We start from the raw sequence: 14,552 nt of genomic DNA on the forward strand, positions 1-14,552 counted from the left end.
TGTCGACAGCCCGGTTAATCGTCGTCGTCGCTTTCAGCCTCGACACGGGCCTGCCGGCGCTGAGCGCGCTCGATGAACTCCTGTGGCAACTCATCGATCTCGCCTGCCTGGACTCCCCAGAGGTGGGCGTATAGCCCGTCGTTTTCGAGCAACTCGCTGTGGCTCCCGCGCTCGACAATCTCGCCGCCCTCGAGGACGAGAATCTGGTCGGCGTCCCTGATAGTCGAGAGGCGGTGAGCGATGGCAAACGTCGTCCGGTCTGCCGTCAGCTTATCCAGCGAGCGCTGGATGAGCATCTCGGTCTCTGTGTCGACGTCGCTGGTGGCCTCGTCGAGGATGAGTATCTCTGGGTCTTTGAGAATCGCCCGCGCAATCGAGAGGCGCTGGCGCTGGCCGCCCGAGAGCTTGACACCCCGTTCGCCGACCTCGGTGTCGTATCCCTCGGGCAGGTTCTTGATGAACTCGTGGGCTTCGGCCATCTTCGCGGCCTCGATGACTTCCTCGCGGGTGGCGTCGAAGGTGCCGTACTTGACGTTTTCCTCGACTGTCCCATAGAAGAGGAACGTGTCCTGACTCACGTAGCCGATGGACTGCCGAATCGACCGGAGTCGTACGTCTTTCAGGTCCTGGCCGTCGATGGTAATCTCGCCCTCGTCGACGTCGTACATCCGCAACAGCAGCTTGAGAACCGTCGACTTGCCGGCTCCGGTCGGCCCGACGAGCGCGAGCGTCTCGCCGCCCTCGACGGTGAAGTCGATGTCGTCGACAATCGTCTCTTCGTCGTCGTAGCCGAACGAGATGTCGTTGTACTCGACGGTACCCCCGGTCACTTCGAGGTCTTCGGCACCGGCGCGCTGTTCGAGACGGTCGGGCTCGTCCATCAGTCCGAAGATGCGAGCGGAGGACGCACGAGCGCGCTGGTACATGTTGATAATCTGTCCGAACTGCGCCATCGGCCAGATGAACCGCTGGCTGTAGAGGATGAAGGCGACGAACGTCCCGGCCCGCAACTCGCCCGAGAACGGCCCGGGCGGCCCTTCGAGCACCCACAGTCCCCCGACGAGGAACGTCAGGACGAAGCCGAGTCCAGAGAGCAACTGCAGCCCCGGGAAGAACTTGATGCGGATGTTAATCGCTCCCCAGTTTGCGTCCAGATAGTCGTCGGAGACATCGTCGACGCGGTCAGACTCGTAGGCTTCAGTGACACTCGATTTGATTACCTTGATACCGCCGAGGTTGTTCTCCAGGCGACTGTTGAGCTTGCCGACCATCGAGCGGACCTCGGCGTACTTTGGCTGGATGAGCTTGATGAAGATGAACGTGAAGATGGCAATCAGCGGGACCGGTGCCATCGTCACGAGTGCAAGCTGCCAGTTGTAGGCAAACAGGAGCACGGCGATGCCGACAACCATCACAGACAGGCGGAAAAAGGAGTTCATCCCGTCGTTGAGGAATCGCTCCAGCCGGTTGGCGTCGTTCGAGAGGATGGACATCATCTCGCCGGTCTGTTTGTCGGCGAAAAAGTCCATGTTCAGCGCCTGCATCTTGTCGTAGGTGTCGGTCCGCACGTCGTGTTGGATGTGCTGTGCGAAATAGTTGAATCCCCAGTTCCGTATCCAGTGGAAGACGGCCGCCAGGATGAAAATCGCCACGAGCAGGCCGATAGTAAACCAGAACTGGTCTACCGGTTTGGCTGGGATATACGGTTCCAGTATGTTACCGCCTAGAGGCAACGCTTCCGCGTAGCTCGCTTCCTCGGTAAAGATTGCGTCGATAGCAACCGCGAGAAACAACGGCGGCAACAGGTCGAGGATACGGGCAAACACCGAGGCGAAAATACCGGTCAATCCGGCCCACCAGTACGGCGCTCCGTAGTCACGGAACAGCCGCTTCATGGGATTCTCGATGTTTTCCCGTTGTTCTTCGAAGGGGTCGTCTTCGTCCCAGTCTACGCCACTCATTATCACGTGTGAGTTGCTTCATGTTTAAAAGACTTTCCGAGCCGTGGTACGTACTATCAAAGATATAATTTGTACAAAATTATGATGATTGTGTCTGAGAATGCAGCACGAAATTCTATAATCGCTTTCATATTCCGTCCGTATCGTCTTTTCTATCCGTCTCTCCACAGCGGCACGTGATTTCGTGTCTCTCTCACACGTTTAGATAATAGATATAGCATAAATTAATTTCTGTAATATCCGTTAGTATCGACTGTGTACACACGGCCGACGCGCAGTGACACACCGAAACAACAGCAGGTGCTGGCAGCCAGCTTACTGGCCGCGGCCCATCTCGTAGAACTCCTCGTTTGGTCGCCAGTCGGCGAAATGAGCCATCCGATTCGAGAGGTTAAACAGCGAAGTTAGGCTGGCGATGTCCCAGACCTCCTCCATCGAGAACCCGTACTCGCGGAGCCGTTCGATATCGTCGTCGCCGACTGCCGTTGGCTGTTCTGTGAGTTTGACCGCCACGTCACACATCGCCTTGTGCTGGTCGCTGATATTCGCCGTGCGGTGGTTCGTTGCCAGCTGCTCGGCGAGGTGTGGGTCCTCGCCGTAGATGCGGGCGAGTGCGCCGTGAGCAACCACACAGTACAGGCAGTCGTTTGCCCCGCTGACGGCGACGATAATCATCTCGATTTCCTCTCGTGACAACGGCGAGTCATCGACGATTGCGTCGTAGTAATCGAAGAATGCCCGGGCCTGTTTCGGCTTGTATCCGTAGGCAACGAACACGTTCGGAACGAACCCTGCTCGCTCGCGTTCGTTGTCGATACGCTCTTGTAACTCTTCGGGAAGGTCGTCGATGTCTGGCACCGGGAACCGGGTCATTGCTGGCTCTGACATGGCCTCACCACCGGTCGCCTGCACAATAATCGTTCCTGTCGACCGCTATCTTTCAGTGTCTGACCCGCCATCCAAGACACAGCGCATTGCCGTGACGAACGTTCCTGTGACAAACAGGAGTAACTCCCAGGTCGCACCGATGACGGGAAAGACGCGCTCGGGGTCTTCGTCGGGGTCACTTGGCTCGCCAGGGTCGACGCCGGTGGTGATATCGACTTCGTCTGTGCTGCCAACGGCTTCGGGGGTCGGAGCGCCGTCGCCGCTTCCCCACTCGATGAACGTCTGGACGAGTCCGCGCTGGTCCGAGAGTTCGATTTTCCCCTCTAGCGTATAAAACTGGTCGTGAAGGGGCCACAGGAGATTGACGACACCGTCGGTCATATCGAGCAAAACGCCCGTGACAGCATAACAAAACAGCATCACCCAGGCTACCCGCACCCCCCACGAGCCCCAGCGGCCGAGAATGTACGACTTCTGACGCAGCCCCAGGTCGGCGACGACGACTCCCAGACCGACAATCGGAACCAGCAGATTGTGAAAGATTGCCCGGTGGCCGAATCCTGTCACTAGCGGGATGAACGAATCGAAGTCGATGAGCGCGACTGCCCCCAGTACGACCAGCAGTGACCGTCTGTCGAAATACCTGCCGAGGAGACCCGTCGCCACCAGGCCAGCAAACGCCATGTGGACGATAGTCGACGGCATGGCCACACGTTGTCGGGGTTCGGAATGAATCTTCCGGCCGGGTGTTTCCGGCAGAGAAACGCCGCGACCGGGTTTTTGATGGGCCATAAACTATCGCGTACCATGTCCCGCCCACAACGCCCGCAACTTCTGGGCCTTTTGCTCGTGGTCCTCTGTACCGCCGGTGCCCTCTCGCTGGCTGGCATCGCGCCTGCCAGTGCCACAGAGAGCCCGGAGGACCAACTTAACGTCACTGTCAGCACCGACGACGACTCGGTGTGGGTCAACGAGACAGTCGACATCACAGTGACCGTCGAAAGTACCGGTGACAAAAAATACAATATCGAGGATATCGCGCTGGTAGACGAGGACGGTGAAACACTCGGCACCGAAAACCCGTTCGGCACTACGGTCGACAGCAGCGGAGCGGAGACGTTCCGTATCGAGGACGTACAAATTGACGAGCCCGGAACGACAGAACTTCGGGCAGTCGTCACCGCCGAGTATCGGCTCAAACAGACCGAGGTTACCGCCGACGAGTCGGTTACAATCGCTGCGACAAACCCAGAGCCGGTCATCGACTTGACTGCAGAGCGAGCCGTCAGTGGCGCCGAGCGGACGCTCTCACTCGCTGTTGGGAATCCCCACAACGGGAGTATCAATCGAGTGAGTGCCTCGGTAGAGGCCCCTGCGAACGCAGACATCAGGGTCGTCGACGGGGCCGACACGGCAGCGACAATCGAGCCGTCCGAGACAGAGGACCTCGAGTTCCTCGTTCGGGGCGGGTCGACTGGAACCAACGAGTTTCTGCTGTCACTGCAGTTCGAGACGCCCGACGGCGAGTACTGGGAGGTAACACGACGGGTCACCGCAGAGTTCCTCGAACCGACCGGCTCCGTAGAGCCTGTCGTCGACCTGACCGCAGAGCGGGCGGTCAGCGGTTCCGAGCGGACGCTCTCACTCGCTGTCGGAAATCCAAACAACGACTCTCTCAACCGCGTCGAAGCATCGCTCTCGGCACCGTCTGATTCCGACCTCCAACTCGCAGATGCCAGCGCCGCGGTGACGACCATCGAACCCTCTGAGACGCGCGACCTCGATTTCGCGGTTCGTGGCGGGGCGACAGGGAGCTACGAATTTACCCTCTCGCTTGGGTTCCAGACGCCCGACGGAGCGTACCGAGAGATAACGCGGCCGGTCACGGCAGAGTTTCGCGAACCGACCGGCTCGGCCGAAATCGACCTCGCTGAGGCGAGCGTGAGCGCGACACCCAACGGCGTCCGAGTCAACGGGTCGTTGTTCACGGCCGGAAATCTCAGCGTTCGGGACGTGCAGATAACGGCCGCGAACGCGTCAGGTATCGACCCTGCACGCCCGGACCCCCAGGCGTACATCAGCGCTCTCGACGGAGACAGTACCGGCTCGTTCGAACTCACGGCATCGCTGGCGGACGACCGAGACGACATACCCCTGTCGATACAGTACCGGACAGGCGGCGTCGAACGGACGACGACTGTCGAGGTGCCGTACACGGGTCCTCGGAGCGTTCCGCCGGTCCAACTGAGCAGCGTCAGTGTCTCTGGAAGCGGCTCTGTCAGCATCAGCGGTGAAGTGGCGAACACACGCGGAAACCCGGTAACCGGCGTCACAGTTCGGATTCCTGACGTAGAGGGTATCGCGCCCGGAAGCTCTGGGGAGTTCTTCGCGGGGCTGATAGAGAGTGGCCAGTTCACGCCGATGGAACCGATTACAGCCGAGGTGACTGGGCCGCGTGAGACGATTCCAGTTGAGGTGAGTTACACCTTCCAGGGAACGCAGTACAGCTCCATTCTCGAAATCGATTACGACGGCGGCCAGTCCGCTGGCGGTGGTCAGTCAACTGATGGTGGCCAACAGGGTGATACCGCGGGCGGACAGACAGGCGGTTCACTTCCCGAGTTCGACGCGGGTGCCGACGGTGGCGGTGACGGCGGCGGCGGGTCCGCCCTCGGCGGCCTCCCGATGCTCGTTGGTGGTGTGGCCGTCGTCAGCTTGCTCATTGCTGCCGTCGTCTACAGACGCCGCTAGCGATGCTCATCACAGCAGAGAACGTCACGAAGCGGTTTACAGGCGGGGCCGATACCGTCCAGGCGCTCGAATCGGTCGACCTCGCTATCGAAGCCGGCGAGTTCGTCACAATCGTCGGCCCAAGCGGGAGTGGCAAATCCACGCTGTTGAATCTTCTTGGCTTACTCGATACGCCGACGACTGGGACGGTCACGCTCAACGGAACCGACGTCGAGAGCTACAGCGACCGCGAGCGCACGAGCGTCCGGAAAGAGGCAATCGGGTTCGTCTTCCAGAGCTACGGCCTCATTCCGACGCTGACGGCGCTCGAAAACGTCGCAGTGCCCCGGATGCTCGAACCGAACCCGTCGGCGACCGAGGAGCGGGCGGCAGACCTTCTCGCTGCGGTCGGACTCGGCGACCGTCTCGACCATTATCCGGACGAACTCTCGGGCGGGCAAAAACAGCGCGTCGCAATCGGCCGTGCGATGGTCAACGAGCCAGACCTGATTCTCGCCGACGAGCCGACCGGTAATCTCGACCGCGACACCGGCGAGCGCGTGCTCTCGACGCTGCTAGAGAGTACTGACGATGACGTTACCGTCGTCGCGGTCACACACGACGAGTACGTCGCCGGATTCAGCGACAGAGTCCTCAATCTGGTCGACGGGAGGCTCCAGCCGGCCGACGCCGACGCGATGCGTCCCGACTCCGGCGGGTCACACGCTGATGTCGGCGGTATGGCACCGGCCGGAGATGCCGACTCGGTCGACGCCGAAGCAGGGGGTGAGCAACAGTGAGCCTGCTCCGGCGCTATTTCCCACGGACGTACCTCGCCCGGCGGAACCTCCTCAGGGCAAGAACGCGGACCGTGTTAGCCATTTTGACGGTGGCAATCGGTGTCGTCGCCGTCGGCGGGCTCGGCGTGTTCGGCCTCGCGTTCGAGGCTGACCAGCAGGCGACCCTGGGTGACCTAGGGAACGAGGTCCGCGTCGAGGCCCCACAGCAGTTTTTCTCGGAGGATGATGCCCCGGAACTCGACGACCGCCGGCTCGAAGAGATTCGCGAGATTACGGGTGATACGGAGATGACGGTGATTCGAGAGTCCGAGCGGGACTTTGGCGGTGGTGGTGGTGGCGAAATCGATATTCCGACGTACGCCCTGGGCGTCACAAACCCGAAATCCACTTACACCGTCGTCGAAGGTGAGATTCCAGACGACTGGAACAGGGGAGCACTCATCGACCAACAGACCGCACAGTTCGAAGAACTCTCTATCGGTGACCCGGTCACGGTCGGCGGGCGACTGCAGCGAGTCACCGCCATCATCGAGCAGCCACAGGGATTTTCGTCTCTCGAACGGACCAACGGTGCCGCAGTCTTGCCACTCGATTTGGTCGAGCCGGGTGACCAGCCGTACCGTGGTGTCATCATCTACGCCGACAACGCCGTCGAGGCCGACGAAATCGCTAACGACCTCGAAGCGGAGCTGAACGGGCCACTCCGACAAGACCAGGACCAGTTCACTATCGAGAGCACAGAAGAGGAAGCCGAGACTGTCGAACAGCAGTTTACGTCGACGAACCGGTTCCTGCTCGCTGTAGGGAGTATCTCCCTGCTGATTGCCGGTATCAGCATCACGAACGTCCAGCTCATGAGCGCCCGTGAGCGACGAACCGAAATTGGCGTGCTTCGTGCGGTCGGCTACGGCCGTCTCGATATTCTCGCCATCATGCTGATAGAGGCACTGTTTATGGGCCTTGTCGCCGCGATTGTGGGTGTTGGCCTCACGCTCGGTGCGGGCGCAGTCATCAACGACGTGTTGCTCGGTGACCCGATGGCCTTCCAGCCAGATACGCTCCAGTACCTGGGCGGTGCGTTTGCGTTTGGCATCGCTATCTGTATCCTCGCGGGTATCGTCCCGGCCTGGAAGGCATCCCGGGAGCGCCCGGCAGACGCACTCGGCAGTTGACGACGTACACCCGAGTCACGCTTTTTCAGCGCGAGAAACACTGCGAAACGAGTATCATATTTTATGTGCTATAACGCCGCATGAACCGCCGCCAGTTTGTTGCCGGGTGTGGTGTCGCGATAACGACGGCCACAGCCGGCTGCCTCGACTCGGTCCCCGTACTCGGCAGTGACGGTCCCAGCGCTGACACCCCCGCGGGAGTCGTCGAGATTTACATCAACCTCCAGGAAAAGATGTTCAGCGACCCCGAGAGCGCACAGGAACGGCTGTCTGAAATCACACACAGCCAGTCGCCACAGCAACGCCAAGGAAACGCGGGCGGGAGCTTTAGCCAGAATGGCGACCTGAAAGTCACGAATATCAACGGTATCAACACTCGCACCAGAGACCTCTCGACCGAGCAGATGCGGGCGCTGGCAAACAGCGAGTTCACCGACCAGCCGCTGCTCGACGCCAGCGTTATCGAGACGTTGTCGTCTCAGGAGACGGCCCTCGTCGACGCCTCGTATGACACCGACGCGGAGTTCGAAATCGAGGGTGAGACCCGGGAGTTCCAGAACACGAACAAACGGCGGTTTCTGGTCGCCACTGAAGACGGCAAGTGGCGAATCGTTCTACAGACACCCGGGGGCGCATAGCGGCCGTGTTCGCTCTGTTTTGACGAGCACAAGAATTTAAACACTACCCCACGAGAGAAGACGTATGGAAAACGACTCCGTACCACAGGAGATTACGACACTCGTCGGACGGGAAGTGTACACGAACAGCGGCGTCTTCCTCGGGGAAATCGAAGACCTCCGTCTCGACCTCGACGAACAGCAGGTGACCGGACTCGCGCTCCACGAACTGAACGACGAGTTGTTCGCACAGGAGGCCGCCAGCGCCCGTGGTGTCATCGTCCCTTATCGGTGGGTACAGGCTGTCGGTGACATCGTCATCGTAAACGACCTCGCCGAACGCGTCCAGCAGGCCAAAGTCGACGACGAAGACGAAAACGAGGTCAGAGCGTAGTCAGCTTCCGTTTCCGTTACTGCTCTCGACGCCCATCGCCTCGAACAGCTTCTTCTTGACAGCTTCCTCGGTCAACTCCAGCAACGTCTCGCGGTTATCGTCGCTGACCTCGATACCAGTGAAGATGCCGAGCGGTATCTCTGCGCTGGCGTCCGTCGAGTGGCCCGCCACGTCGGCGATATCCCCGAACGCGTCTTCGAGCACCTTCCCGATGTCCATCCTGATGTCTTTCGACCGGGCCGCGAGATAGATGACGTCGTCTGCGATAGCGAACACCGCCGTCGTCGTGATTCCTTCGAGGTTGAGCAGGTGTTGTGCGGCCTGTGAGAGTGCGTCTCGGTCGCGGATGAACCCCGCATTCGAGACGAGATGTGACCCCTCGACCTCACGGTTACGAATCGCCTCGGCCAGCACGTCAAGCGTCTCGGCGGACATCGATGGCGATTCGACCTGTTCGAGCGTGTCGTGGTCGGCGAAGGGGTAGAGATACGCCGCTGCTGTGAGGTCTGCCGGCGTCGTATCGCGCTTGAAATCGAGCGTCTCCGCGCGGATGCCGTACAACAACGCAGTCGCGACGGCCTGGTCGAGTGTGAGATCGAGTTCCTGTATGTACTTCGTGAGAACCGTCGATGTCGAGGAAACGTTCGGGCGAATATCGGTGAACGTCGACTCGTGGTCGTGGTCGTGCTCGTAGTGGTCGATAATGATGTCTGCCCCGGCTTCTTCCTCTGGCTCGCCGGCCTTGGCGTGGTCGACGAGCGCGATGGTGTCGTAATCGTCCCCGTCGGTGTCCTCGACGGCGACGAGTTCGATGCCCAGGAGATTGACGAATGCGCGGTTCTCCTGGTGACCGATCTCGCCGTCGTAGATGATGTCCGCGTCGATATCGCGGCTCTCGGCGATAGTTTTTAGCGCGGCCGCGCTGGCAATCGAGTCCGGGTCTGGACTCCGGTGGATACGTATCGCCATCTGGTTGTCCGTGTCGTCGATGACCTCGGTAAGCTGACGGGCTCTGTACTCCAGTTCGCCGCTTTCGAGCGCTCGCAGTGCCGAGTCTGCGATGACTGTCGAAGGATTGATGACGACATCTGCGCCTGCGTCTGTCAACTCGTCACCGGAGACTGGGTCAGAGGCACGCGCGATGATGAACTTCTCGTCTCCCCTCTCACGGATATTCCTGATGGCCGCGACGTTCGCTTCGACATCCGAAGAGAGAATCAGAACGACATCGCGGTCGGCGATTTCGGCCGCCACGTCCTCGCTTTGAATCTCTCCCTGGCGCGCATCGAGGTCTTGGTCGCGCAGAGCCTCGACGCGCCCCTCGTCGTGGTCGATGATGAGGAGGTCTTTCCCCTCGGCGACGAGTTCGTCGGCGACGACGTGCCCGACGCTCCCACATCCCAAAATTGCGTAGGTGGACATTGAGGCCATCGTGAGGCCGGTTCCTGTACTCATTATTGTATATCTGGCTCAGCAGACTCATGTAACTTACGAGGCAGATTCGACAGGCAGGTCAACAGGTATGGCCGCTACAACTCGTCTTGGCGTGTGATACTGTCAGCTATGATATGAGACGGTCGCGCCCGTTAGGCCATGTTCTCCTCGTAGTAGTCCTTGGCTGCGAGACCACCAGCCACGCCGAGTGTCACTGCGATAGCGAACGTGAGTCCGACACCAATCGTCGACGCGATACCCTCAGCGATGATATACACAATCTCTATCTCGAAGCCGAGCATCTCCAGCCCGATAATCAGCACAATCGCCGACAAGATACCCCGTACCAGGCTGGTAATCCAGATGCCGTACTCACTTCGCTCTGTCAGTTCTGCGTTTCCGGTCTGTCGTCCGGCATAATCGGCAAACACCAGCCCGATGATGATGACTGCCGCGCCGGCGACAAAGTCCGGCGCGTAGTTGATAAACCCTTCAATCCACTGGCTGAGCTCCGGAATCCCGAGTCGGTCGGCCGCCAGAAACGCCGCAAACAGGATGACGTAGTACTTGACGGCGGTCCCTGTTGCGTTGGCAATCGGCCCGTACCGTGGAGCCGGTGGTTGCCGTGGAGCCGCCTGATTCGGTGACGACTCGCTTGGATTCACACCGCCATCGCTCCGTGGCTCCTGAATCGTTTTGCCGACCCACGTTCCCTGTAGCGTGTTGTCGATGCCGAGTCGGTCTACCAGTCTCGTGACGAACGGACCGAGCCGTGTCCCAATCACATACCCGACGCCGAGAAAGACCACCGCCACAATCAATTCCGGCAGGTACGTAATCAGTTCTTTCAGTGATTCGTCGATAGTATCACTGAGCGTGTCGCCCACACTCTTATCACCTGATTGCAGTGCTACCGTTTCGATAGTTGACGGTGAGATGATTCCCCTCTCTTCCCCAAACATGCCACCAATGAACATGCATCAACTGAGGCGAGGCCGCCTACAATAAATATTTCGAAGAATGGTCAGAATATATACGGTACCTGTCCCGGGAAAGAAACGTATATTAATCACGTACCATAACTACTGGTTGTCTGGGCCGGTAGCTCAGTTTGGCAGAGCGACGGACTCTTAATCCGTCGGTCGCGTGTTCAAATCGCGCCCGGCCCGTACAGTAACCTGCTGAACCGTGCGGACAGTCGAACGAATCTCCGGCACGTCTCAATCTGTCTTATCTCAGCTCTGGCTCCAAGCGTTCGGTGCCCAGAGAGCGGTCTTGCTGACTGCGGACTCGGGCACTTTTGTAGACTCGTCTCCTACCGTCTGAGGAGGGGTCTGACATCTCCGCACGACTGACGATGGCGAGACGACGGGTCACCGAAACGGTCGGGCCAGTCCTGACTGCGAGCATCCGCGTTCTCGTTCACTCGAACGTGCTTATCTCGCTGTCGGCAACAAGCCTCGCGGTGTCGACAGTGCTCCTGGCGGAGCTATCTATCGACCCACTGCCGCTGTTTATCGTGTTCTCCGTGACGATGTTCGTCTACTCGTACAACCGCATCGCCGACTTCGCAGAAGACAGCAAAAATATCCCAGAGCGCGCGTCGTTTACCAGTCGGTACGGCACGTCACTGCTTGCGGTCGGTATCGCTCTCTACGTTCTTGCGACAGCGCTCGCAGTCCTACAGGGGATTCCTGCCGCGCCCGCAATGGGGATTCCACTCGCCGTCGCCGTGTTGTACTCCGTTGTCGGCCTGAAGAAGGTCCTCCTCGTCAAGAACCTCCTCGTGGGGCTCTCGTGGGGACTCATCCCAGCAGGTATCGGCATTTACTACGGCGCGCTCTGGACGACAGACGTGCTGTTCATGGCGGTGTTCAGTACGACAATGCTCACGATTGCGGCCGCGATATTCGACATCAAAGACATCGAGGGCGACAGCGAGGCCGGTATCGACACGCTCCCCGTGCTGTACGGTCCCGCGGTGACGCGCCGCGTCGCCGTCGCTGCTACTGCCGTCGTCGCTCTAACTGTCGGCGCACTCGTCTGGACGGGAGTTCTCGACCCGATGTACCTGCTGTTAGAGGTGTTTCTGGCGTACGTCATTGGCTACAGTCTGGTTGCTACGGCCGACCGTGGGCCGCTGTTCTATGGCTTCGTGGTCGACGCCGAACACATTTTTCTCGCCGTGTTGCTGGCGCTTGTCGAAGGGGTCAGTCGAGGGGCTTTCGCATCTTGACGTGTGGGATGTTGGCCTCCTCGAAGACGCCGCTGGTGCGCTCGTAGCCCCGCTTTTGATAAAATGGCTCGACGGCAGTCTGTGCGTGTAGCAGGGCCTGCGAACAGCTCTGCTCGCGGGCGTCTGCCTCGAGTGCGTCCATCAGCAGCCGACCGATGCCACGCCCGCGATAGGGTTCTCTGACGGCGACGCGCTCGATTTTTGCGAGGCCGTCCTCGGGCGTTCGGAGCCGCGCGGTACCGACAGGGTAGTCGCCGTCGTAGGCGACGACGTGAGTCGCATCGTCGTCGTTGCCGTCCCACTCCTCGTCGGCAGAGACGTTCTGCTCTTCGACGAAAACGTCCTGCCGAACCGCGTAGGCGTCGGAGAGGTCGCCGTCTCTCTCGACCCGGCGCACATCGTACTCGCTCATCGGTAGATGGTTCTGGCTCGATGATGCTGTGTATTTCGGCCGTTGAACCGCTATCAGGCCGGCTCTTCTTCGACGCGGTCGAGGATGAGATTCCGGAAGTCGTCTGGCTCTTCGAGGTCCTCAACCTCTTCTCGCTCGACGATAGCTGTCCCCTCGACAGCTTCACGGCGTGCGCTCTCGACGACGTAGACGGATTGTGTTCGCGTGACTCGCCCGACTGAGGACATGATGCGGGCGCGCTTCTCGGCGGTTTTGGTGAACTCGGAGTGGCCCGTGAGGACCTGCTGTTGTTCACCTTCGTCCTCACTGACGGTCTTGAACGGCGCGCGGTCAGTCGGATGGACCTCGTAGCCGACGCGGGTGAGTACCGTCACGATACCCTCGTCGTCAGGGTCGACCTCTGGTCCGTCCGGCGGGTCGTCTTGGTCTTTGACCGACTCTTCTTCGTCGAGTACCGACACTGGGGCGGTGAGTGGCTCGTCGAACAGGTCTTCGAGCTCTGCGGCCACTTCGACGCTCGCGTCCATCCCGTCCTCGTACTTCGAGACAGTCCGGCGAGAGACCCCGAGTTCCTTTGCCAGACGGCCCAGCGACCAGTCGCGGTCTTCTCTGGCGTCCCGGAGCACGTTGCTGTCGATGTTGACATAGAGCCCGCCCGGCGCGGCATACACCAGCGGTGGGACGCCCTCGACGAACAGGTCCATCGCGGTGTCGGGCGAGAGCACTGGGACGCCGTGTCTGAAATACACCACGCCGGACTCCAGTTCCTCGTCACGGGTTCGGAGCCCGAACACGAGGGGCGTCGCGTTCAGATACGTCCCGAGCCGACGCATCTCGGCCCCTGTCGCGGCGTCGAAGGCGTCGATGTTGCCCAGAATCTTCACCAGCAGTACGTCCTCGCCCCGACGGGCAGCCACGTCGAAGCTCTTGGGTCGGATTGCACAGCGCTCGCTGACAAGAAAACCAGCGTCCTCGAGCATCGCTGTGACGTTTCCGACCAGTGCAGATCTGGACATAGCGTTTCTGTGGCAACTAGCTATTCGGGGTATATATAAATTGGGGCACCAACCAGTCCGCTGTCATTCGGTTTCGCCACAGCAAGGGTTTCAACCCCATCTGACCTGTATTTACCCGTCACAGCGTGCGTGGTCTGAGAGCGACAGTCGACACGACTGCCTGAACGGCCCACGACTCAAACCGCCGTTTGACTCTTTGGCAGTGACTTATCACAGCCGTTCGTAGCGTCGGATATGCGACGACGACGATTCATCGGTGCTGCTGGCTGTGCGCTGGCGGCAACCGCAGGCTGTCTCTCCGGAAGTGACGACGCGACACCGACCGACTCCGAAGGAAGCGGTCCCGACGACGGCACGCCGACCGGGACGCCAGCGGACGACCCCCTGACCGATGCCGGCTGTCCGAGCTTTAGCGATAGCGCCGACCAGACGGTCTGTACGCACACAGACCACGACGCGGACGTATACCCGACTGTTTCCGACCGGGTGTTCGCGCCGACGACAGACGACGACAGCGTCGAGTTACTCAAAATACAGCTCCACAACGAGGGAGACAGCGTGTTTGGGCTCAATCCCTACGAATGGTCGCTCAAGCGACAGACCGGCGACGGCTGGGAACACGTCGCACCCGAGGAGTACATCGAGCCGTGGTACAACCTCGCGCCCGGGGAGGCCTACACGTGGACGCTAAGCGTCGAGACACACCCGTCCCCGAACGGCGACCGACACACCTCGATTACCGAGAATCTCGACGCCGGGACCTATGCGTTTCAGGTCACTGGTATCGCCGACCCAGGCTCCGATAACGGGACAACCATCGAGTCCATCGCGCTGTTCAACCTCGAGCGCGACTGAGCGCCCACGTCTCGAAAGCGGTTAGTTTGGCTCGTCG

14 protein-coding genes and 1 tRNA gene are annotated in these 14,552 nt (G+C 60.2%); 8 read left to right on the plus strand and 7 right to left on the minus strand.

What is annotated here, in order from left to right; genetic code table 11:
- Positions 1-14 precede the first annotated feature (14 nt).
- The 3 genes from BLR34_RS01150 to BLR34_RS01160 all read right to left on the minus strand — a co-directional run bounded on the left by BLR34_RS01150 (position 15) and on the right by BLR34_RS01160 (position 3,554).
- Positions 15-1,961 carry an ABC transporter ATP-binding protein gene (locus BLR34_RS01150; protein ID WP_092698578.1) on the minus strand — a complete coding sequence of 649 codons (1,947 nt, stop codon included), beginning with the start codon at positions 1,959-1,961 and terminating at the stop codon, positions 15-17.
- Between the two features lie 315 nt (positions 1,962-2,276).
- A complete protein-coding gene (locus tag BLR34_RS01155) occupies positions 2,277-2,849 on the minus strand; it encodes a peroxidase-related enzyme (RefSeq protein ID WP_092698580.1) in 573 nt (190 codons plus the stop codon).
- Between the two features lie 45 nt (positions 2,850-2,894).
- Entirely contained in the window at positions 2,895-3,554 is a 660-nt protein-coding gene (locus BLR34_RS01160) for a metal-dependent hydrolase (RefSeq protein WP_245683163.1), read from the minus strand.
- Positions 3,555-3,656: 102 nt separating this feature from the next.
- Between BLR34_RS01160 and BLR34_RS01165 the strand changes: the two genes are divergently transcribed.
- From BLR34_RS01165 to BLR34_RS01185, 5 genes are all read left to right on the plus strand, one after another.
- Positions 3,657-5,600, plus strand: a complete 1,944-nt coding sequence (locus BLR34_RS01165; protein WP_092698582.1) for a COG1361 family protein — start codon at positions 3,657-3,659, stop codon at positions 5,598-5,600.
- A 2-nt stretch (positions 5,601-5,602) separates the two neighbouring features.
- A complete protein-coding gene (locus BLR34_RS01170) occupies positions 5,603-6,379 on the plus strand; it encodes an ABC transporter ATP-binding protein (RefSeq protein ID WP_092698584.1) in 777 nt (258 codons plus the stop codon).
- A complete protein-coding gene (locus BLR34_RS01175; protein WP_092698586.1) occupies positions 6,376-7,551 on the plus strand; it encodes an ABC transporter permease in 1,176 nt (391 codons plus the stop codon). Before BLR34_RS01170 ends, BLR34_RS01175 begins: the two co-directional genes overlap by 4 nt.
- Positions 7,552-7,631: 80 nt before the next feature.
- Positions 7,632-8,189 (plus strand): hypothetical protein, encoded by a 558-nt coding sequence (locus BLR34_RS01180; protein ID WP_092698588.1) that lies wholly within the window; start codon positions 7,632-7,634, stop codon positions 8,187-8,189.
- A 64-nt stretch (positions 8,190-8,253) separates the two neighbouring features.
- Positions 8,254-8,562 (plus strand): PRC-barrel domain-containing protein, encoded by a 309-nt coding sequence (locus tag BLR34_RS01185; protein ID WP_092698590.1) that lies wholly within the window; start codon positions 8,254-8,256, stop codon positions 8,560-8,562.
- Here the strand turns inward: BLR34_RS01185 and BLR34_RS01190 are convergent, their stop codons facing one another.
- Positions 8,563-10,017 (minus strand): DHH family phosphoesterase, encoded by a 1,455-nt coding sequence (locus BLR34_RS01190; RefSeq protein WP_092698592.1) that lies wholly within the window; start codon positions 10,015-10,017, stop codon positions 8,563-8,565.
- 131 nt (positions 10,018-10,148) lie between these two features.
- Positions 10,149-10,883 carry a mechanosensitive ion channel family protein gene (locus BLR34_RS01195; RefSeq protein WP_176765196.1) on the minus strand — a complete coding sequence of 245 codons (735 nt, stop codon included), beginning with the start codon at positions 10,881-10,883 and terminating at the stop codon, positions 10,149-10,151.
- Positions 10,884-11,091: 208 nt separating this feature from the next.
- Between BLR34_RS01195 and BLR34_RS01200 the strand changes: the two genes are divergently transcribed.
- Both BLR34_RS01200 and BLR34_RS01205 read left to right on the plus strand, forming a co-directional pair.
- A tRNA-Lys gene (locus BLR34_RS01200) sits at positions 11,092-11,165 on the plus strand.
- A gap of 188 nt (positions 11,166-11,353) precedes the next feature.
- Entirely contained in the window at positions 11,354-12,232 is an 879-nt protein-coding gene (locus BLR34_RS01205) for a UbiA family prenyltransferase (RefSeq protein ID WP_092698596.1), read from the plus strand.
- Here BLR34_RS01205 and BLR34_RS01210 read toward each other — a convergent pair.
- Both BLR34_RS01210 and BLR34_RS01215 read right to left on the minus strand, forming a co-directional pair.
- The gene (locus tag BLR34_RS01210) at positions 12,207-12,644 is read right to left on the minus strand and encodes a GNAT family N-acetyltransferase (protein ID WP_092698598.1); all 438 of its coding nucleotides are present in this window, start codon (positions 12,642-12,644) and stop codon (positions 12,207-12,209) included. The genes BLR34_RS01205 and BLR34_RS01210 overlap by 26 nt on opposite strands.
- Positions 12,645-12,697: 53 nt before the next feature.
- Positions 12,698-13,660 carry a transcriptional regulator gene (locus tag BLR34_RS01215; protein ID WP_092698600.1) on the minus strand — a complete coding sequence of 321 codons (963 nt, stop codon included), beginning with the start codon at positions 13,658-13,660 and terminating at the stop codon, positions 12,698-12,700.
- Between the two features lie 234 nt (positions 13,661-13,894).
- Between BLR34_RS01215 and BLR34_RS01220 the strand changes: the two genes are divergently transcribed.
- Positions 13,895-14,515: a hypothetical protein gene (locus tag BLR34_RS01220; protein ID WP_092698602.1), complete on the plus strand. Its 621-nt coding sequence runs from the start codon at positions 13,895-13,897 to the stop codon at positions 14,513-14,515.
- Positions 14,516-14,552: the final 37 nt, after the last annotated feature.

Origin of the sequence: Halovenus aranensis (genome assembly GCF_900100385.1) — an archaeon.
Taxonomy (GTDB): Archaea; Halobacteriota; Halobacteria; order Halobacteriales; family Haloarculaceae; genus Halovenus; species Halovenus aranensis.

Excerpts from the sequence above, each read along its gene's own strand:
- BLR34_RS01150 (WP_092698578.1), bottom strand. The coding sequence starts at position 1,961 with ATGAGTGGCGTAGACTGGGACGAAGACGACCCCTTCGAAGAACAACGG.
- BLR34_RS01155 (WP_092698580.1), bottom strand. The coding sequence starts at position 2,849 with ATGTCAGAGCCAGCAATGACCCGGTTCCCGGTGCCAGACATCGACGAC.
- BLR34_RS01160 (WP_245683163.1), bottom strand. The coding sequence starts at position 3,554 with ATGCCGTCGACTATCGTCCACATGGCGTTTGCTGGCCTGGTGGCGACG.
- BLR34_RS01165 (WP_092698582.1), top strand. The coding sequence starts at position 3,657 with ATGTCCCGCCCACAACGCCCGCAACTTCTGGGCCTTTTGCTCGTGGTC.
- BLR34_RS01170 (WP_092698584.1), top strand. The coding sequence starts at position 5,603 with ATGCTCATCACAGCAGAGAACGTCACGAAGCGGTTTACAGGCGGGGCC.
- BLR34_RS01180 (WP_092698588.1), top strand. The coding sequence starts at position 7,632 with ATGAACCGCCGCCAGTTTGTTGCCGGGTGTGGTGTCGCGATAACGACG.
- BLR34_RS01185 (WP_092698590.1), top strand. The coding sequence starts at position 8,254 with ATGGAAAACGACTCCGTACCACAGGAGATTACGACACTCGTCGGACGG.
- BLR34_RS01190 (WP_092698592.1), bottom strand. The coding sequence starts at position 10,017 with ATGAGTACAGGAACCGGCCTCACGATGGCCTCAATGTCCACCTACGCA.
- BLR34_RS01205 (WP_092698596.1), top strand. The coding sequence starts at position 11,354 with ATGGCGAGACGACGGGTCACCGAAACGGTCGGGCCAGTCCTGACTGCG.
- BLR34_RS01210 (WP_092698598.1), bottom strand. The coding sequence starts at position 12,644 with ATGAGCGAGTACGATGTGCGCCGGGTCGAGAGAGACGGCGACCTCTCC.
- BLR34_RS01215 (WP_092698600.1), bottom strand. The coding sequence starts at position 13,660 with ATGTCCAGATCTGCACTGGTCGGAAACGTCACAGCGATGCTCGAGGAC.
- BLR34_RS01220 (WP_092698602.1), top strand. The coding sequence starts at position 13,895 with ATGCGACGACGACGATTCATCGGTGCTGCTGGCTGTGCGCTGGCGGCA.